Origin of the sequence: Dietzia sp. 111N12-1 (genome assembly GCF_001658045.1) — a bacterium.
Lineage (GTDB): Bacteria > Actinomycetota > Actinomycetes > Mycobacteriales > Mycobacteriaceae > Dietzia > Dietzia kunjamensis.
Window position 1 is genome coordinate 172078 of sequence record NZ_LSSV01000038.1, and the last position, 17229, is coordinate 189306.

General features: G+C 73.2%; 16 protein-coding genes and 1 tRNA gene. 9 read left to right on the top strand and 8 right to left on the bottom strand.

From position 1 onward, the window contains the following. Positions 1 to 91 precede the first annotated feature (91 nt). Positions 92 to 173: transfer RNA gene (locus tag AYO52_RS10665), tRNA-Tyr, on the bottom strand. Between the two features lie 170 nt (positions 174 to 343). Here AYO52_RS10665 and AYO52_RS10670 point away from each other — a divergent pair. The 4 genes from AYO52_RS10670 to AYO52_RS10685 all read left to right on the top strand — a co-directional run bounded on the left by AYO52_RS10670 (position 344) and on the right by AYO52_RS10685 (position 3632). Continuing rightward, positions 344 to 838, top strand: a complete 495-nt coding sequence (locus tag AYO52_RS10670) for a YajQ family cyclic di-GMP-binding protein (RefSeq protein ID WP_067716850.1) — start codon at positions 344 to 346, stop codon at positions 836 to 838. A 10-nt stretch (positions 839 to 848) separates the two neighbouring features. Beyond that, positions 849 to 1631: a molybdate ABC transporter substrate-binding protein gene (gene modA, locus AYO52_RS10675; protein ID WP_253702077.1), complete on the top strand. Its 783-nt coding sequence runs from the start codon at positions 849 to 851 to the stop codon at positions 1629 to 1631. Continuing rightward, positions 1628 to 2422 (top strand): ABC transporter permease, encoded by a 795-nt coding sequence (locus AYO52_RS10680; protein ID WP_067716854.1) that lies wholly within the window; start codon positions 1628 to 1630, stop codon positions 2420 to 2422. The genes modA and AYO52_RS10680 overlap by 4 nt, the downstream gene beginning before the upstream one ends. A 79-nt stretch (positions 2423 to 2501) precedes the next feature. Further along, on the top strand, positions 2502 to 3632 hold the full coding sequence (locus AYO52_RS10685; protein ID WP_067717030.1) for an ABC transporter ATP-binding protein: 1131 nt from the start codon (positions 2502 to 2504) through the stop codon (positions 3630 to 3632). Positions 3633 to 3863: 231 nt separating this feature from the next. Here the strand turns inward: AYO52_RS10685 and AYO52_RS10690 are convergent, their stop codons facing one another. Then, positions 3864 to 4910, bottom strand: a complete 1047-nt coding sequence (locus AYO52_RS10690) for a polyprenyl synthetase family protein (protein WP_067716856.1) — start codon at positions 4908 to 4910, stop codon at positions 3864 to 3866. 136 nt (positions 4911 to 5046) lie between these two features. Here AYO52_RS10690 and AYO52_RS10695 point away from each other — a divergent pair, with 136 nt between their 5' ends. Further along, a complete protein-coding gene (locus tag AYO52_RS10695) occupies positions 5047 to 6366 on the top strand; it encodes a geranylgeranyl reductase family protein (protein WP_067716859.1) in 1320 nt (439 codons plus the stop codon). A 227-nt stretch (positions 6367 to 6593) separates the two neighbouring features. On the opposite strand, the gene AYO52_RS10700 is transcribed toward AYO52_RS10695, so the two are convergent. From AYO52_RS10700 to AYO52_RS10720, 5 genes are read right to left on the bottom strand one after another with little or no spacing between them, the layout of a single operon-like run. Next, the gene (locus AYO52_RS10700; protein WP_067716862.1) at positions 6594 to 7283 is read right to left on the bottom strand and encodes a demethylmenaquinone methyltransferase; all 690 of its coding nucleotides are present in this window, start codon (positions 7281 to 7283) and stop codon (positions 6594 to 6596) included. 37 nt (positions 7284 to 7320) lie between these two features. Continuing rightward, a complete protein-coding gene (locus AYO52_RS10705) occupies positions 7321 to 8646 on the bottom strand; it encodes a glycosyltransferase family 1 protein (protein ID WP_082923951.1) in 1326 nt (441 codons plus the stop codon). Positions 8647 to 8683: 37 nt separating this feature from the next. Further along, a complete protein-coding gene (locus tag AYO52_RS10710) occupies positions 8684 to 9169 on the bottom strand; it encodes a DUF3592 domain-containing protein (protein ID WP_082923939.1) in 486 nt (161 codons plus the stop codon). Continuing rightward, on the bottom strand, positions 9166 to 10917 hold the full coding sequence (gene menD, locus AYO52_RS10715; RefSeq protein ID WP_067716864.1) for a 2-succinyl-5-enolpyruvyl-6-hydroxy-3-cyclohexene-1-carboxylic-acid synthase: 1752 nt from the start codon (positions 10915 to 10917) through the stop codon (positions 9166 to 9168). The genes AYO52_RS10710 and menD overlap by 4 nt, the downstream gene beginning before the upstream one ends. Positions 10918 to 10928: 11 nt before the next feature. Further along, complete coding sequence (locus AYO52_RS10720) at positions 10929 to 11927, bottom strand: YafY family protein (protein WP_067716867.1); 999 nt, start codon at positions 11925 to 11927, stop codon at positions 10929 to 10931. A 107-nt stretch (positions 11928 to 12034) separates the two neighbouring features. Between AYO52_RS10720 and AYO52_RS10725 the strand changes: the two genes are divergently transcribed. After that, positions 12035 to 12592 carry a DinB family protein gene (locus AYO52_RS10725; RefSeq protein ID WP_067717037.1) on the top strand — a complete coding sequence of 186 codons (558 nt, stop codon included), beginning with the start codon at positions 12035 to 12037 and terminating at the stop codon, positions 12590 to 12592. An 80-nt stretch (positions 12593 to 12672) separates the two neighbouring features. Further along, the gene (locus tag AYO52_RS10730) at positions 12673 to 13290 is read left to right on the top strand and encodes a DUF664 domain-containing protein (RefSeq protein WP_067716870.1); all 618 of its coding nucleotides are present in this window, start codon (positions 12673 to 12675) and stop codon (positions 13288 to 13290) included. A gap of 101 nt (positions 13291 to 13391) precedes the next feature. Here AYO52_RS10730 and AYO52_RS10735 read toward each other — a convergent pair whose 3' ends face one another. After that, positions 13392 to 14882 carry a WS/DGAT domain-containing protein gene (locus tag AYO52_RS10735; RefSeq protein WP_253702080.1) on the bottom strand — a complete coding sequence of 497 codons (1491 nt, stop codon included), beginning with the start codon at positions 14880 to 14882 and terminating at the stop codon, positions 13392 to 13394. A 159-nt stretch (positions 14883 to 15041) separates the two neighbouring features. Here AYO52_RS10735 and AYO52_RS10740 point away from each other — a divergent pair, with 159 nt between their 5' ends. Beyond that, entirely contained in the window at positions 15042 to 15632 is a 591-nt protein-coding gene (locus AYO52_RS10740) for a flavin reductase family protein (protein ID WP_067716873.1), read from the top strand. Between the two features lie 413 nt (positions 15633 to 16045). Further along, the gene (locus tag AYO52_RS10745; protein WP_067716876.1) at positions 16046 to 17002 is read left to right on the top strand and encodes a type IV toxin-antitoxin system AbiEi family antitoxin; all 957 of its coding nucleotides are present in this window, start codon (positions 16046 to 16048) and stop codon (positions 17000 to 17002) included. The last annotated feature ends 227 nt before the right edge of the window (positions 17003 to 17229 follow it).

The window sequence follows — 17229 nt, forward strand, 5'->3', positions numbered from 1 at the left end:
TGGGGACCGCGCGTGGTCATATTTTCACGGATCCTCGGGCGACGAGTCCCGAAATGCACGAAGACCCCCGCTTGTGGCGGGGGTCTCCGAGTGCCAGATGATGGATTCGAACCAACGTAGGCTAAGCCGACGGATTTACAATCCGCTCCCTTTGGCCGCTCGGGCAATCTGGCGTGCACCTCAAGGGCGCTACGACACGATACAACGCCTGTGACCCCTGGTGCCAAATCGGGGCACTCAGGGGTGGTGCGGCGGCGACTCCCGGCCCCGCCCGTGGCGGCCTCGGGCCCTGGCCGTGGCGGGTAGCCTGACCGGGACATCCCCCAACGACAGGAGTACGTCCATGGCCTCGGAGTCCTCGTTCGACATCGTCTCGGAGTTCGACCGCCAGGAGGTGGACAACGCCCTGAACCAGGCCGCCAAGGAGCTGGGCACCCGCTACGACTTCCGCGGGACCGACGCGAGCATCGAGTGGAAGGGCGAGGACGCGGTGGAGATCGTCGCGAACTCCGAGGACCGCGTGCTGGCCGCCAAGGACGTCTTCGTGGAGAAGTTGGTGCGCCGCGGGCTGAGCATGAAGGCGCTCGAGGTGGGCGACCCGATGCCGTCGGGCAAGTCGTTCCGCCTGGTCGGCTCGCTCAAGCAGGGCATCGACAAGGAGAACGCCAAGAAGATCACCAAGCTGCTGCGCGACGAGGGCCCCAAGGGCGTCAAGGCGCAGATCCAGGGCGAGGAGATCCGTGTGTCGTCCAAGAAGCGCGACGACCTGCAGGAGTGCATCTCGCTGCTCAAAGGTGCCGACTTCGAGGTCGCGCTGCAGTTCACCAACTACCGCTGACCCGCCGACGGTGCCGTTCCGCATCGGCGCTGGGCGTCGGCTCCGCGCCGCCTCGGTGGTCGCCGCCGTGGGCCTGTCCACGCTGGTGGGGTGCGCGTCCGGGGGCGACGACGACGAGGTCGCGCAGCAGCTGACCGTCTTCGCCGCCGCGTCGCTCAGCGGGGCGTTCACCGAGATCGCCGAGGAGTTCGAGGGGGCGCATCCCGGTGTGTCGATCCGACTGGGTTTCGACGGCTCCTCCGGCCTGGTGGACCAGCTGGCCGGCGGTGCCCCGGCGGACGTGTTCGCCTCCGCCGACGTCCGGACGATGGACCGCGCCGTCGCCGAGGGCCTGGTCGCCGGCGAGCCGACACCGCTGGCCACCAACGTGCTCACCCTCATCACCCCGCCCGGCAATCCGGCGGGGATCACCGGTCTCGACGGCTCGCTGGACGGCGCACGACTCGTGGTGTGCGCGGCCGTCGTGCCGTGTGGTGCGGCGGCCCGCACGCTGGCGGACACCGCGGGGATCGACCTGGCCCCGGTGAGCGAGGAGTCCACCGTCACCGACGTGCGCGGCAAGGTCACCTCCGGCGAGGCCGACGCGGGGATCGTCTACGCGACCGACGCCCGCGCCGTCGCCGACCGTGTCGAGCGGGTCCCGATCGCCGGTGCCGACGCGGTGCCGAACGTCTACCCGGTGGCCGTTCTCGACCGCGCCGCGGATGCCGAGCTGGCCCGGCGGTTCGTCGACGCCGTCACCGGCCCCGAGGGTCGCGCGGTCCTCGCCGAGCACGGTTTCGGCCCGCCATGACCCGGCCCCCGCTCCCCCGCTGGCTGCTCGCGGCCGCAGTGCTCGCCGTCCTGCTGGCGGCCCTGCCCCTGGCGGGCACGGCCGCGCGCGTCCCGTGGGCGCGGGTTCCCGAACTCCTCGGCTCGGAGGCCGCCCGCGACGCCCTGCTGCTGAGCCTGCGTACGTGCGCGCTCTCCACCGTCCTGTGCATCCTGCTCGGCACCCCGCTGGCGGTGGTGCTGTCCCGCAGCAGCGGGCCGATGGCGGCACTGGCCCGGACGGTCACCGCGCTGCCCATGGTCCTTCCCCCGGTCGTGGCCGGCCTGGCCCTGCTCATCACGCTCGGGCGCACCGGCGTCGTGGGACAGCACCTGTCCGTGCTGGGCATCGAGATCGGGTTCACGACCGCGGCCGTGGTGATCGCGCAGACGTTCGTGGCGATGCCGTTCCTGGTGGTGGCGCTCGAGGGCGCACTGCGCTCGGTGGACTCCGGCCTCGAGCGGACCGCCGCCTCACTGGGCGCCTCCCCGACCCGGGTCCTGACGACCGTGACGTTGCCGCTGGTCCTGCCGGCCCTCGTCGCCGGCGCGACCATGTCGTTCGCCCGCGCTCTCGGGGAGTTCGGCGCCACCCTGACCTTCGCCGGTTCCCTGCAGGGCACCACGCGCACCCTGCCGCTGGAGATCTACCTCAGCCGGGAGGCGGACACCGAGACCGCCCTCGCCCTGGCCGTGGTGCTCATCGCGGTGGCCGCCGCGCTCATGGCGGTCTCCGCGCTCGTCGCCCGCAGGGCGGTGGTGGGCCGTGGCTGACCACCCCGCCGCGTCGCACGCCGCCCCCGCGCCCGGCCCCGCCGAATCACACCCCGTCACCTCGCACCCCGCCGCCGAGCTGGCCTGCCGGGTCGCCGCCCGCGACGTCGACCTCCACCTCAGCGTCCCCGCAGGCCGCCGACTCGCGATCGTCGGGCCCAACGGGGCGGGTAAGTCCACGGCTCTGTCGCTGCTCGCCGGGCACCTGCGGCCCGACTCGGGCGAGGTCCGGCTCGACGGCCGCGTCGTCGGCTCGCCCCGCACCCACCTGCCCGCCCACCGCCGCCGCGTGGTGGCTCTCGAGCAGCGTCCCGGCCTGCTGCCCCACCTGTCGGCCGTGGACAACGTCGCGTACGGCCCACGCGCCCGTGGCGTCGGCAGGCGGGCCGCGCTCGACCGTGCCCGCACCGAGCTCGAGGCCGTGGGGTGCGGCGACCTCGCCGACCGCAGGCCGCACGAGTTGTCCGGCGGGCAGGCGCAGCGCGTCGCCCTGGCCCGGGCCCTCGCCGTGGATCCGGAGCTCGTCCTGCTCGATGAGCCCCTGGCCGCCCTCGACGTGGAGGTCGCCCCCGCGGTCCGGCGTCTCCTCGCTGATCGGCTCACCGGACGGGCCGTGGTCCTGGTGACCCATGATCCGCTGGACCTCTGGGCGTTGGCCGACGATGTCGTCGTCGTCGCCTCCGGCCGCGTCGCCCAGTCCGGCACGGTCGAGGAGGTCCTGGCCCGGCCCGCGTCCGACTTCGCCGCGCGCCTGGCCGGGGTCTCACTGGTCGAGGGGATCGTCGACGACGACGACGACCTGCGCACCCCCGGCGGCGACCTCGTCTCGGGGGTCCGCACGAGCGCGGCGGCGGGATGGCGGCCGGGGGCGCGGGCGGTGGCGACCGTCGACCCGCGGGCGGTGGCCGTCCACACCGACCCCGCACCCACCGGCTCCACTCAGGCCCCGACTTCGGCTCCGGCTCCCACGAGCCCCACGCAGCCATCCGCGCACGCGCCTGCGACGAGCCCGCGGAACTCCTGGCCCGCGCGGGTGGTCTCGCTCGTCCCCGCGGGGGCGTTGACGCGGGTGACGGCCGAGCTACGGGACGGTCAGCGCGTCGATGCCGAGATCACCAGCCGCTCGGTCGCCGAACTCGCGCTGGCCCCGGGTTCGCCCGTGATCCTCGTGGTCAAGGCTGCGCAGGTCGCGCTGTACCCGCGCCGCTGACCCCGGCGTCACTGAATCCCGCCCCTCGGCCACAGCCGCCCCTCGGCCACAGCCGCTCCTCGCGACGGCGTCTCGCCGTCACCGATGAGCACGCCAGACGCCATGGCAGCGAGCGGCTGTGATGGGGACTGGCAGGCGCGGGAGCGAGACGCCAGGCCCGGGGGCGGCTGCCGGGCCGTGCGGGAGCGAGACGCCAGGCCCGGGGGCGGCTGCCGGGCCGTTGGGGGAAGGTCAGCCGACGCGGTCGACGGTGAAGCGCACGAGCCGACGCAGCGCCTCGTTCGCCGGGCCGGCGGGCAGGACGTCGAGCTCGGTCATGGCGTCATCGACGTACTTCTCGAGCGTGGCCCGCGCGCGCCGCATACCGTCGGACGCGCGCAGCAACTCGAGGGCTTCCGCCACCTCGGCGTCGTCGGTCAGCGGCTCGGCGAGCAGGTCGCGCAGCCGCGCGCTGTCCGACGAACCCGCCTCCATGGCATAGATCATCGGCAGGGTGTGGACGCCCTCGCGCAGGTCCGTACCGGGCGTCTTGCCCGACTCGGTGGACGGCGAGGCGATGTCGATGATGTCGTCGGCGATCTGGAACGCGATCCCCACGGCGTCACCGAGGCGGCGCAGGCTCCCGATCTGCTCGGCGGTCGCCCCCGAGTACTCGCCGCCGAACTGGGCGGCCGCGGCGATGAGCGAGCCGGTCTTCTCCCAGATCACCCGCAGGTAGTGCTCGGCGGCACCCTCGTCACGACTGCCGACGCCCGGGCCGACGGTCTCGCGCATCTGCCCGGTGACCAGTTCGGCGAACGTCTGGGCGATGAGCTGCACGGCCTCGGGTCCGAGGTCGGCCAGGAGCATCGAGGAGTGCGCGAAGAGGAAGTCGCCGGCGAGGATCGCGGTGGAGTTGTCCCAGCGGCTGTTGGCCGACTCGACACCGCGGCGCATGGCGGCCTCGTCCATGACGTCGTCGTGGTACAGCGTGGCCAGGTGGATCATCTCGCACACCACCGCGGCCTTGACCAGCCGCTCGCGGTCGGGCGCGGGGCCCAGCGAGCCCGAGAGCAGGGTGACGACGGGCCGGAACCGCTTGCCGCCGGCGGTGACGAGGTGCAGGGCGACCTCGGAGAGGAAGTCCTCGCCGGTCTGGAGTCGGCTGACGAGCAGCTTCTCGACCTCGTCGAGCCGTTCGCGCAGGTCGGCTGCGAGGTCGGCGTCGCCGACGTCCACGCCCGCCACCGTGTGGTCGGTCGCCGTCTCCGCGGTGCCGGTCACTGAATCGCTCGACATCCCCACTCGTCCTCGTCGCCTGGTGAAGGGTCGGCGTGGCCCGCCCTTCCCGACAGACTACGTTCCCGCGTCGCGGGCGGTGGCACCCCACCCCGCCCGAGGTCCCGGCGACCGCCGCACCCGCCGACCTGCCACCATGGAGCGCATGGAGTCAGGTATGGGTCTGCCCGCGTCGACGGACGTCCTCGTGGTGGGCTGCGGCCCGGCCGGTTCGGCGACCGCGACGTGGTTGGCGCGTGCCGGTCGCGAGGTCACCGTGCTCGACGCGGCGCGGTTCCCGCGCGACAAGACCTGCGGCGACGGGCTCACGCCGCGGGCGATGTTGGAGGTCGACCGGCTGGGTCTCGGCGGGTGGGCGCGGGACCGCATCACCATCCGCGGGCTCGAGCTGCGGGGCTTCGGCCACTCCCGGCGGGTGCCGTGGCCAGCCGGTGAACACGGTGGGACCGGGTCGGCGGTGCGACGGACGGTGTTCGATGACCGGCTCCGGCAGGCGGCGGTGGAGGCGGGCGCCGTGGTGCATGACGGCGTGCGCGTGACCGGCGTGGAGAGGGGCGACGACGGCGAGGTGACCGCTGTCCGGACCGAGGGCGGTCGCGTGGAGTGCCGAACCCTCGTGGTGGCCGATGGCGTGCGGTCGCCGGTGGGTCGTCTGCTCGGCCGGACCTGGCATCGCGACACGGTGTATGCCGTGGCCGCGCGATCCTATGTCCGGTCCGGGCGTCATGATCATCCGTGGATCGGCTCCGATCTCGAGCTCCGCGACGAGGCGGGCGCCATCCAGCCCGGCTACGGCTGGGTGTTCCCGCTCGGCGACGGCGAGGTCAACCTCGGGGTGGGTGCGCTGGCGACCTCGGCGCGGCCGGCGAACGTCGCGGTCAAGGAGCTGCTGCAGCACTACGCCCGTAGCGTCCGCGGCGACTGGGGCCTGGCCGGCGAGCCGAGGGCGGTGACGTCCGCGTTGTTGCCGATGGGCGGGGCGGTCTCGACGGTGGCCGGTCCCAACTGGGCGGCGGTCGGCGACGCCGCGGCGTGCGTGAACCCGCTCAACGGCGAGGGGATCGACTACGCGCTCGAGGGCGGCCGCCTGCTTGCGGAGTTAATCCTGGCGGGAGCGGGTGTCGGCCGAGGAGGCCCGGGCTCGAGAGTGGGCGCGGCCGGTTCGCACTCGCGCACCACTGCCGGTGACCTGACGCATGCGTGGCCCGCGGTGCTCCGCGAGACCTACGGCGAGTCGTTCGCGATCGCCCGGGACGCCGCGCGTCTGCTCACCTATCCGAAGTTCCTGCCGCTGGCGGGACCGGTCGGGATGCGTTCGCAGGCGCTGATGACCGCGGCGGTGCGGTGCATGTCCAACACGGTCGCCGATTCGGACCGCGATGTGGTGGCCCGCGGCTGGCGGGCAGCGGGGTCGATCGCCCGCAGGCTGGACCGTCGGCCCCTCTTCGCCTACTGACCCACCGGGCCTCCGCCCCGGGCCTCCGTCCCGCCCGGATTACGCGTAGGGCCTCTGCCCCGCCCGGGTTACGCGTCGGGAATGGACCAGAGCGGCAGCGCAAGCGGCCGGAAAACGTACAAAGACGGCGCGCACCCCGGGAGGACGGCGCAGCGCGCCCGGGGTGGCGCCGCGTTCGCTGCGGCCGCGCCGGGGTCAGGCCGCGCCGGGGTCAGGCGGAGCCGGGGTCAGGCGGGGCGGCGCGCCAGGTGGATGGCCGCGATGCCGCCGGTGAGGTTGGTGACGCTGCCGCGCTCCCAGCCGCTGGCCTCGATGATCTCGAGCAGTGCCTGCTGGTCCGGCCAGTCGCGGATGGACTCGGCCAGGTAGACGTACGCGTCCGGGTTGGACGAGACGCTGGTGGCGATCTTCGGCAGCGCCCGCATGAGGTAGTTCATGTACAGCGCGCGGAAGGGCGGGAACACGGGCGTGGAGAACTCCACCACGGCCAGTCGCCCTCCGGGCCTGACGACGCGGGCCATCTCCCGCAGTCCGGCAGCGGTGTCCTGCACGTTGCGCAGCCCGAAGCTGATGGTGGCGGCGTCGAAGGAGTCGTCGGCGAACGGCAGCTTCATGGCGTCGCCCGCGACCTTGGGCACGTCCCGGCCGGCGCCCGCCCGCAGCATTCCCAGCGAGAAGTCCGCGGCCACGCACCACGCGCCGGACTTGGCGAGCTCGACGGTCGACACGGCGGTGCCTGCGGCCAGGTCGAGGATCCGCTCCCCGGGGCGCGGCGCGAGCAACGAGCGGGCCCGCCGCCGCCACACGTGGTCCATGCCCCCGGAGAGGACGGTGTTGGTCAGGTCGTAGCGCTTGGCGACACCGTCGAACATCGACGCGACGTCACGGGGCTGCTTGTCGAGATTGGCGCGGGACACGCCGTCGACGCTACCCGCCCCCGGCGCGCGTGGCCGATCAGGCCACCACACGTGGGGCTCGGCTCGTGCCCACACCACGCGCGTCCGTCCGGTCCACCACGATCGTGCGCGCGCGGACCCTGTCCATGCCACCCCTGCCCACGCCGACCCTGCCCGAATCGGACCGGGCGCCCGCCGCCGCGTAGTGGTCGAAGAGCTGGGCGCAGATCGCGTCCCAGGTCCGACCGAGGACGGTGGCGCGGGCGCCGGTGGCCAGTCGCTCGTGGTCGGCGAGCACCGCGTCCACGGCCGGCGACACCTCGGCGGCGTACCGGCGCGGGTCGAGCAGGACGCCGTTGACCCCGGTCTGCACGAGGTCGCGGGGCCCGCCCTGGTCCGGGCCGACGACGGGCACGCCGGACGCCTGCGCCTCCTGGATGGACTGGCAGAACGTCTCGAACTCACCGGGGTGGCAGAACACGTCCATCGTGGCGTAGGCCTGCCCGAGCCGGTCGCCGTGGAGTTCGCCGGTGAAGATCGCGTGGGGCATGGCGGCCTGGAGTGCGGGGCGGTCGGGGCCGTCTCCGACGACGACGAGGTGGAGGTCTCCCCCCGGGCCCGACCGGTCGGCCAGCGACTGAAGGCGCTCGACGTGCTTCTCCGGGGCGAGCCTGCCGACGAACCCCACGACGGGCCGCCCCTGCGGGGACCACAGCGCGTGCAGGGCCGCACTGCGTCGGGAGGGCGAGAAGCGCTCGGTGTCGACGCCCCGCCCCCACCGGTACAGGCGCGGGATCCCGTGGGCCGCGAGATCCTCCATCGCGGCGGTCGACGGGGCGAGGGTGCGGTCGCAGCTCGCGTGGATGGCCCGGGTCCAGGTCCAGGCCGCATCGGCGACGACACCGATCCCGTAGGCATCGGCGAACCCGGCCACGTCGGTCTGGTAGACGGCCACCGAGGGCACGTCCAGGGCGCGGGCCGCGGCGGCACCGGCGGCACCGAGCACGAACGGCGACGCCAGGTGCACCACGTCGGGGCCGAAGTCGCGTAGGGCGCCGAACACGCTCGGGCTGGGTGCGCCGACCGGCAGCGACGACACCACCGGCACCCTCACCGCGGTGACCCGGTGGACGGGGTACCCCAGGTGGTGGTCGGGTCCGCTGGTGTCCGCCCCGGGCCCGCCGAGCAGCGGCGCGACCGCACTGACCAGCGGGTGCGCCCGAACGGCACCGGCGGCGCCCTGCCAGAAGCCGACCTGCCCGGACGGGGCCACCACCAGACAGTCATGCCCGTGCCGGCGCGCGTACTCCAGCACGCGCAGGACAGAGTTGGTGACGCCGTTGACGTTCGGCAGGAACGATTCGGTGACGATGGCTACGCGCACGACCCCACTGTCGCCGGGCCGGGACACGGGCCGGTGATCAGCGAGAAACGGTGCGTCGAATTCGTGGTGCCGCCCGGTGAACCCTCGGTGACGCGGCGGCGTAGGCGAGCGCCGCCAACGGGACGACCACCGCGGGCACGGACAGGGCGGGCACGACGGCGACGGTCCAGCTGCGTCCCGAGACCCGCACCAGATCGGGGTTCGCGCGCCGGAACTCGACCTGCACGCGCTGCCCCTCGACGAGCCCGGTCGGGTAGAACACGCCGGTCACCGGTCGGACGGTCCGGCCGCCACCGGCATCGAACTCCACGGCGGCCCGCCGATCGGTGACCTCGGTGACGAACGCGGTGGCGCTGCCCATGTCCCGGTCGATCCGCTGGTCGTTGATGAAGCACGCCAGCACGAGGAGCACGGCTGTGAGCAGTGAGAACACTCCCGCGGTCACGGCCACCACCCGCACGCCCCACCGGATACGGCGAGCGCGACGGATCTGCCGGGCAGAGACCGGGGCCGTCGCGGTCACCCGTCCGCCACGGCTTCCGAGCGCAGGGCCGCGTGGAGGTCGCGTAATCCCTGCCGGTCGGTCGCGACGCGCACCACCCGCAGTCCCTCGGGCACGACGTCGCGGTGCCCGTTCGGGAACGCGGGCTGCGCGAGCAGGGCCTCGAGTCCGGCCGGGTCGATGTCGGTGAAGGGCACCCCGGCGCCCGCACACAGGGCGCCCAGGTCGGCGCCGTGCGGGGTGCCGAAGACGCGCTCGAAGTCGGCGGCCAGGCGGGGGTCCCCCTGTTCGAGCAGGGAGAAGATGCCACCACCGTCGTCGTCGGCCACGACGATCGTCAGGTCGTCGGGGTGCCGCTCCCGCGGGCCGAGCAGCAGGCCGGACACGTCGTGCAGGAAGGTCAGGTCCCCCAGCAGCGCGACGGTCCGCCCCGGCGCCGACAACGCGACCCCGATCGCGGTGGAGACCGTGCCGTCGATCCCCGACGCCCCGCGGTTGGCGTACATCGCCACATCCGGATCGAGCGGGCCCACGAACGACAGGTCCCGCACGGCATTGGAGGCGCCCACCACGAGGTTGTCCCCGGCCCGGACGCCGCGGGCCACGGCACGCGCCACGTGCAGTCCCGTCGGCGCACCGGTCTCGAGATGCCGGTCCAGCAGCCGGTCCACGGCGGCGCGGGCACGGGCGTCGGCGCGGGCCGTGGTCTCGGTCCACTCGGGGTCCACGCCCCACCCGGTGAGGACGGAGTCGGCGAGCTCGGCGGCGCTACCGGTCGGGTTGGGCGAGCGCGGGCCGGCGTCGAGGATCACGAGGTCGACGTCCGGGTCCGCCAGCAGGCGCGTGACGGCGCGGTGCAGCGTCGGCCGCCCGGTGACCACCACCTGCTCGGGCCGCAGCGCCGGGATCGCCAGCGGGTGCACCGGGTGCAGCGGGACGGGGGCGCCGGGCTCGGCCACCGTCGGCACCGCCACCAGCCCCGACACCGGTGCCGCCCCGACCCCCGAGACGACCAACGTGGGGCGCGTGAGATCCACCGCCACGGCCGAATCGGCGGGCGCCGAGTCGACCCCCGCCCCCGCCCGCTGCACCCACGGACGACCGTCCGCACGCCCCTCCGGCAGACGACATGCCTCCGGGCCGCCGCCGACCTCGTCGTCGTCGTACTCCGGTGAGTCTCCCCCGAGGGCGAAATCCTCGTCACCCTCGCCCGGCACGAGCGGCTCGCGGAACGCGATGTCGACCTGCACCGGACCCGGGTCGGCCGCCGCGGTGGCGGTGAGGATGGCCCGGCCGATCGCGCTGCGCCAGTGCCGGTGCTCGGACTCGGGGTCCCCGGCCGCGCCGAGCTCGACGACCGCGCGCGCGTGCGGGCCGAACAATCCCACCTGGTCGATGGTCTGATTGGCGCCGGTACCGCGCAGCTCGGGCGGCCGGTTGGCCGTGAGCGCGAGGATCGGTACGCCCGAGTGGGCCGCCTCCACCATCGCCGGGTGGAGGTTGGCCACCGCGGTGCCGGAGGTGACGACGACGGGGACCGGCCGCCTCGAGCCCAGCGCGAGCCCCAGCGCGGTGAACCCGGCGCCGCGCTCGTCGATCCGCACGTGCAGGGCGAGCCGGCCGGACCGCTCGGCGGCGGCCAACGCCAGGGCCAACGGGGCGCTGCGCGATCCCGGGCACAGGACCACGTCGGTGATCCCGTGGCGGATCAACTCGTCGACGAGGACACGGGCCTGCGCGGTGCTCGGGTTGCTCACGGTGGGGTTCATCGCCCCCCAGCCTAGTCGGGGGAGGTGCCCGGGTCGGCCGCTTGCGCGAGCCGCCCGGCCAACCCCGCCAGCCGCTCCCGCAGCCCGTCCGGCGACTCCACGGCGAACGGGCCCGGTAACCGCGCGAGGTACCAGGCCAGCACGTCGAGGTCGGCGGCCCCGGTCTCCAGCCGGCAGGCCGGGCCGTCCGGATGGTCCTCGGCGCGCAGCTCGGTGACCGTCCCGTAGGTGGGCGGGAACTGCTCGACCACCTCCGCCGCGGGTGCGAACACCACCACCCGCGCCAGGTGTTGGTACGGCGCCGCGGTCACCGCGTGCTGCACGTGCGCGGCCGGATCGGGCACGTCGGGGCGGGGGGTGAAGCGCCAGCGGCTGCGGTGGACGGCCCGGATGCGATCGAGCCGGAAGGTGCGCCAGTCCGCGCGGTCCAGGTCGTAGGACAGCAGGTACCAGCGCCGGCCCAGCACGACGATCCGGTACGGCTCCACCCGACGCTCGGTGTCGCGGCCCGCGCGGTCGCGGTACTCCAGTCGCACCTGCTCGGTGCCCCGGACCGCGTGGCCCAGGTCGATGAGCAGCTCCGGCTCCACCGGGGTGTCCGAGCCGGGGACCGCGACCATCGACTCGGTGACGTCGGCGACCCGCTCGCGCAACCGGCCGGGCATGACCTGGTCCAGTTTGGTCAGGGCGCGCAGCGCGTGTTCGCCGACGCCCGCCACGGCGCCGCCCGCGGCCAGCCGCAGGGCGATCGCCACCGCCACGGCCTCGCGGTCGTCGAGCAACAGCGGCGGCAGTCGTCGGCCCGAGCCCAACCTGTACCCGCCACCCGCGCCGCGCTCCGATTCCACCGGATACCCCAGGTCACGGAGCCGGTCGACGTCACGGCGGATCGAGCGTGTGGTCACCCCCAGCTCGGCCGCCAGCTCGTCGCCCGTCCACACCGATCGCCGCTGCAGCAGGTCGAGCAGGCCCAGCACGCGCTGGGTGGTGGGCATCCTGTCCTCGGTCATGCCAGCAGTGTCCCACCCTCAGCTGACCGATCCTGTCCGGATGGGCTGACACGCTGGGCGGACACCACCACCGTCAGGAGACCACCGTGACCCCCACGACCCGCCCCATCGACTGGACAGCCCAGCTCGTCGACCAACTCGACTTCCACTGGAACGGCCAACTGCGGCCTCGCCTGGGGGGCATGACCGACGACGAATACCACTTCTTCCCCGCCGCCGACGAGCGCACCTGGGACGTCCGACCCCGTGGGACCGGCACCGCGCCCATGCAGGGCGGCGAGGGCGAGTACACCATCGACTTCGAGTTCCCGGAGCCGGTTCCCGCCCCGCTGACGACCATCGCGTGGCGGATCGGCCACGTCGTCGTCGGCGTCCTCGGCGCCCGGTGGCACTCCCACTTCGGCGGACCGCCCCACGACTACATGACCCACACCTACGCCGGCGACGCCGCGGGCGGACTCGCCCAACTCGATCGCACCTACGCGGGCTGGATGGAGGGCGTGCGGGCGCTCGACGCCGAGGCCCTGGCCGCCCCCGTGGGCGAGGCCGAGGGCCCGTGGGCCGAGTACTCCATGGCCGCCCTGGTCCTGCACATCAACCGTGAGGTCATCCACCATGGCGCCGAGATGTGCCTGCTCCGCGACGTGTACGCCCACACCCGCTGACACGGCGGCGCCGCCGTCGTCCCCGACCGACGCCGTCGTCCTGCTGCCCGCCACGAACACCCGACACACGAGGAGTCGTCATGCCCCTGTTCCCCGCCACCCGCGACACCGAGCGAGAGAACCTGCTCGAATGGATCGACGCCGCGCTCGTCAACGCCCGGTCGATCGTCCACGGCCTCACCGGCGACCAGCTGCGCGCCTGCCCCCTGCCCACCAGCGAACTGACGCTGGGCTGGCTCATCCTGCACATCGGCGAGGTCGGCGAGAGCTGGACGGCCCGCGCCGCCGCCGCGCCCGACGCGCCCGCGACCGGGCGGTCGCTGCCGGAGGCGTTCGCCTGGGCCGAGACCGTCAACCGGGTCGACCCCGACGCCACCGCCGAGGAGATCCTCGCCGAATTCGACCGGCGGCACTCCGCCGCCCTCGACAACCTCCGGACGTGCGACCTCGACGCCCCGGTGCCGGTACCCGCCGAGATGCCGTGGTTCCCGCCCGGCCAGCCGCCGTTCAACGGACGCTGGGCGGCGATGCACGCGCTGAACGAGATCGCCCGCCACTCCGGACACGCCGACATCCTGCGCGAGGCGATCGACAGCCGGACGATGTACGAGCTGATCGCCGAGGACCAGGGCATCGACATGTCCTACATCGGAGCCTGGTTCGCCGCGCACCCGGAGGTGCCGGCCCCGCAGTGGTGACCGGCGCAGTGGTGACCGACGCAGTGGTGACCGACGCAGTGGTGAACGGCGAAGTGGTGGCCGGCGGCGGGGTGGCCGGCCCTCGGTGGCCGGCGGCGGGCTCAGTCCTCGTCGTACCAGCCGTCGAACGTGGTGAACTGGCCCTCGATCATCCCGGCGACCGCTCCCGGTTCGGGGATGAGTTCGGCGTCGGTGGCGATGCCCACGGAGACCGTGCCGTCGTAGCTGAAGATGCAGATCCCCAACGCCTGGTCGCCGCTCATCGGCACCCACCCGAGCATCCCCGACACCGGCGTGCCGGCCAGCGAGACGGTGGAGACGGGCCCGGGCACCGAGGTCAGCTGGCCGACGGTCTTGTTGGCGAACAGGTCGATCACCGCGTGCGCCACCGGGCCGGGCGTGACGGCCACGGTGAGCATGGTGGCGAAGTTGACGTGCGGCTCGAGGGAATAGCGCACCCGCGTCATCGACGTGGTGATCGCCTCGATGAGCTCGTCGGTGTCGTCGACCCACAACGGGAGTCTCATGAGGATGAGCGTGATGTGGTTACCCAGTTCCTCCGGCAACTCGTCACCGACCGGGGAGACCGCCATCGGCACCATGAGATTGATGTCGGAGACCCGCCGGTCGCCCTGGGTGTCGAGGTACTCGGTGAGCGCCTTGGACACGGCGGCCAGCATCACGGTGGTGACGGTCGTGTCGTGCACCTTCGCCACCCGCTTGACCGCCGCCAGGTCGAGCCCCGCGATCCAGGAGACCTTCTTCTCCGCGTGCGCCTTTCCGCTCCAGGACAGTTCGGGGGATCGCGGCTCGAACAGCAGCCGGAAGACGCCCCGGTAGGTGTTGGCGGTCCGGTTCTCCGCGTTGATGTTGTCCGTCAACGACTCCACGACGCGCGTCGGGACCCGCGTCAGCGTCCGACCGGGTGCCGCGACGTCCCGCGCCAGGCGGGCCAGCGTCAGCGGGAACCGGAGTGTGGCGCCGGTCACGCCCCGGGCGATCCCCCACGAGTCCTTGGCCAGTCCGGCACCCGCGCCGGTGACCGCCCCGAGGATGCCGCCGCCGGAGGGCGCGAAATCCCGGCCGACGCTGGGCAGGGACGAGTCGTCCTCGTGTTCGCACAGACCCAGCACGAGCTGGGTGAGCCGGATCCCGTCGACGACGCCGTGCTGGACGCGGAACAGGATCAGCGCCCCCTCCTGCTCGCCCTCGTGCCCGTGGTAGCCCTCGATGAACTCGGCCCGCCACAACGGTTGCCCCTTCGGCAACTGCACCGCCATCTGCTCGGCGATGTAGGCCTCGGCCTCGGCGCGACCGCCCGGCTCGGGAAGCCGGCTGCGCACGAGGTGGTTCGAGATGTCGTAGTCGGGGTCGTCGACCCAGTACCAGCGGCGGCCCCGGCGGACCGGGATGCGGTGGAACACCGGGTGCGCCTCGACCATCCGCGTCTGGATGGCCCGGGTGACCTCGTCCCAGTCGGGGATCTCAGCGAACCACACCAGACAGTTGATGTACATGAGGTTGTCCGGGCGGTCCATGAGCAGCCACAGCTGGTCGCGCAGGGGGATCCGGATCCCGTCGTTCGCCGCCATAGCCCCGGCTCCTCTCGCTCGCCGACCAGTCAACGCCGACCGCTCACCGCCGACCGCTCACTCTTGCACCCGTCGATTCGTCCCCACGCTAGAGCAGCGTCGACATGCCCCACCGGGCTATGACCGAAGCGGCAACGCAGACGGCGGCACAATGGGCGGATGCGCATCGTTCACACCCCGGATGATCCCCCGGCCAAGGGCATGTACGCCCTGCTCACCGCGTCGATCACACCGCGCCCGATCGCGTGGGTGTCGACGATCTCGGCCGACGGGGTGCCCAACCTCGCGCCGTATTCTTTCTTCACCGTCGCCTGCGCCGACCCGGCGATCCTGTCCGTGACCTCGATCGGACGAAAGGACACCTACCGCAATGTCGTGGACACGGGCGAGTTCGTGGTGAACATCGGCACCGAGTCGCTGATGGAGGTTATGAACGCCACCTCGGCGCCCGTCGGCCCAGAGGTCGACGAGTTCGAGATGCAGGGGCTGACCGCCGACCTCTCGGACGTCGTCGCGCCGCCGCGGGTCGCCGAGGCGCCGATCGCGTTCGAGTGCGTGCGCCATGACGTGATCGACCTGGGCACCAGCGCGATGCTGCTCGGACGCGTGGTGAGCGTGACGATCGATGACGAGATGCTCGCCGACGACGGTCTGCCCGACTTCGGATCCCTGCTGCCGCCGTCGCGGTTGGGCCGCCACCAGTGGGGGTACGCCCCGCGCACGCGCGAACTGCCCCGGCCGAGGAGGTGAGTGGGTCCCGGAGGTGACCGGTCCCGCGTCCGGCCGCGCCTCCAGCAGCAGCCCGTGCGTCGGCCGCCCTTGCGGCGCCCGCCCCAGTCGCACTAGCCCTGTCGCAGTAGCTCTGCCGCAGCTGCCCCTGTTGCAGCCGCCCCTGACCATGGCGTCTCGCGTGCACCGCGGTGTGGGCGGGACGCCATGGTGACACGCGGCTGGGCCGCGCGGCTGGGGCGCGGGCGGTGCATAGCCGGTCAAGTAGCCGGCAGTCCGTCAAGTAGACGACAGTCCGTCGAGCTCTTTCCGACGCGCCTGCACACGACCGCCCGCGCCCCGGAATCCACAACCCCGGCCATCTCCACAGGCCGAGCCGGAAGCGGCCCCCGCTGCGGCGATCCCCGCCTCCCCCAGCGCAATACTGCCTGGACATGAGCACCGATCACTCCCGCCCAGTCGTCATGTCCGCAGCCGAACTCCTCGCGCGCGGGTACAGCCGCCGAGCACGAGAACACGCCGAACGAACGGGTCAGCTCTACCGCGTTCGCCACGGCGTCTACGCGCTCGCATCGGACGTCCCCACCGGCCCCGACCAGGCCGAGGCCATACTCGAGATGCGCTCGCGGGCCGCGGCGGGGAGCATCAGCCCGGGGACTGCGATGTCCCACACGTCGGCCCTCGTGTTGCACGGCCTCCCCGTCCACGGAATGGATACCCTGCGGGTCACCACCACCAGGCACCGCCCCGGGAGCGGGAGCAGGCGCAGGAAGAACACGATCTGCCACAATCTCGATCTCGCCGACGTCGTGACCGAGGTGGACGGGATCCCGGTGACGACCCCGGCGCGGACGATCGTCGACGTCGCGCGGTCGAGTCCCTTCACCGGCGCGGTGTGTGCGGCGGACGAGGCGTTGCGTCGCAATCTGTGCAGCTCGGGCGACCTGGCGTCAGAGCTCGAGGCAGCTGCCGGCAGGGTCGGCATCGCGAGGGCCCGGGCGGTGGTGGCGTTCGCCGACCCGGGCGCCCAGTCTGTCCTCGAATCGGTCAGCAGGGTCACCATCAGCCGCGCCGGTCTGCCGATGCCGCAACTCCAGCGGGAGTTCGTCTTCCCGGACGGGACCTCGACCTTCGTAGACATGTACTGGGAAGAATGGGGGCTCGTCGGCGAGGCCGACGGGTCGGGGAAGTACGGGATCGACGACGGCGAGGGGTCCGTCCGCCAGAAGCTGCGCGACGAGAAGAAGCGGCAGAACAACATCGAAGCACTGGGCAACATCTTCCGGCGTTGGCAGTGGGAGGACTATCTGCGCGGCAGGATCGTGCCCATCATCCGCGAGGCGATGAGGATCCAGAATTCCCTCGGACGGGGCCCGGGCCGCGCAGCGTGACCTCGGGCCAGCGCCCGGCGCCCCCGCCCCCACCGATGGCGTCTCGCTCCCGGGCAAGGCGTCTCGCTTCCGGACCTGGCGTCTCGCGCCCGGCGCGGCGTCGAAATCCCCCGCCAGCCGCTCCTGGATCTGGCGTCGTGCTCCTGCCGTTGTCCGCGATGGGCGTCCCCGCGCCTGGCCATGGCGTCTCGCCCTCCCCGCGGTGCGTGCGAGACGCCATGGCCAGG

What these genes read in the sequence shown, in the direction of transcription:
- AYO52_RS10690 (WP_067716856.1), bottom strand. Translation starts at nt 4,910, where the DNA reads ATGTCGAGCGATTCAGTGACCGGCACCGCGGAGACGGCGACCGACCAC.
- AYO52_RS10695 (WP_067716859.1), top strand. Translation starts at nt 5,047, where the DNA reads ATGGAGCGCATGGAGTCAGGTATGGGTCTGCCCGCGTCGACGGACGTC.
- AYO52_RS10680 (WP_067716854.1), top strand. Translation starts at nt 1,628, where the DNA reads ATGACCCGGCCCCCGCTCCCCCGCTGGCTGCTCGCGGCCGCAGTGCTC.
- AYO52_RS10735 (WP_253702080.1), bottom strand. Translation starts at nt 14,882, where the DNA reads ATGGCGGCGAACGACGGGATCCGGATCCCCCTGCGCGACCAGCTGTGG.
- menD (WP_067716864.1), bottom strand. Translation starts at nt 10,917, where the DNA reads ATGAACCCCACCGTGAGCAACCCGAGCACCGCGCAGGCCCGTGTCCTC.
- AYO52_RS10720 (WP_067716867.1), bottom strand. Translation starts at nt 11,927, where the DNA reads ATGACCGAGGACAGGATGCCCACCACCCAGCGCGTGCTGGGCCTGCTC.
- AYO52_RS10745 (WP_067716876.1), top strand. Translation starts at nt 16,046, where the DNA reads ATGAGCACCGATCACTCCCGCCCAGTCGTCATGTCCGCAGCCGAACTC.
- AYO52_RS10730 (WP_067716870.1), top strand. Translation starts at nt 12,673, where the DNA reads ATGCCCCTGTTCCCCGCCACCCGCGACACCGAGCGAGAGAACCTGCTC.
- AYO52_RS10740 (WP_067716873.1), top strand. Translation starts at nt 15,042, where the DNA reads ATGCGCATCGTTCACACCCCGGATGATCCCCCGGCCAAGGGCATGTAC.
- AYO52_RS10670 (WP_067716850.1), top strand. Translation starts at nt 344, where the DNA reads ATGGCCTCGGAGTCCTCGTTCGACATCGTCTCGGAGTTCGACCGCCAG.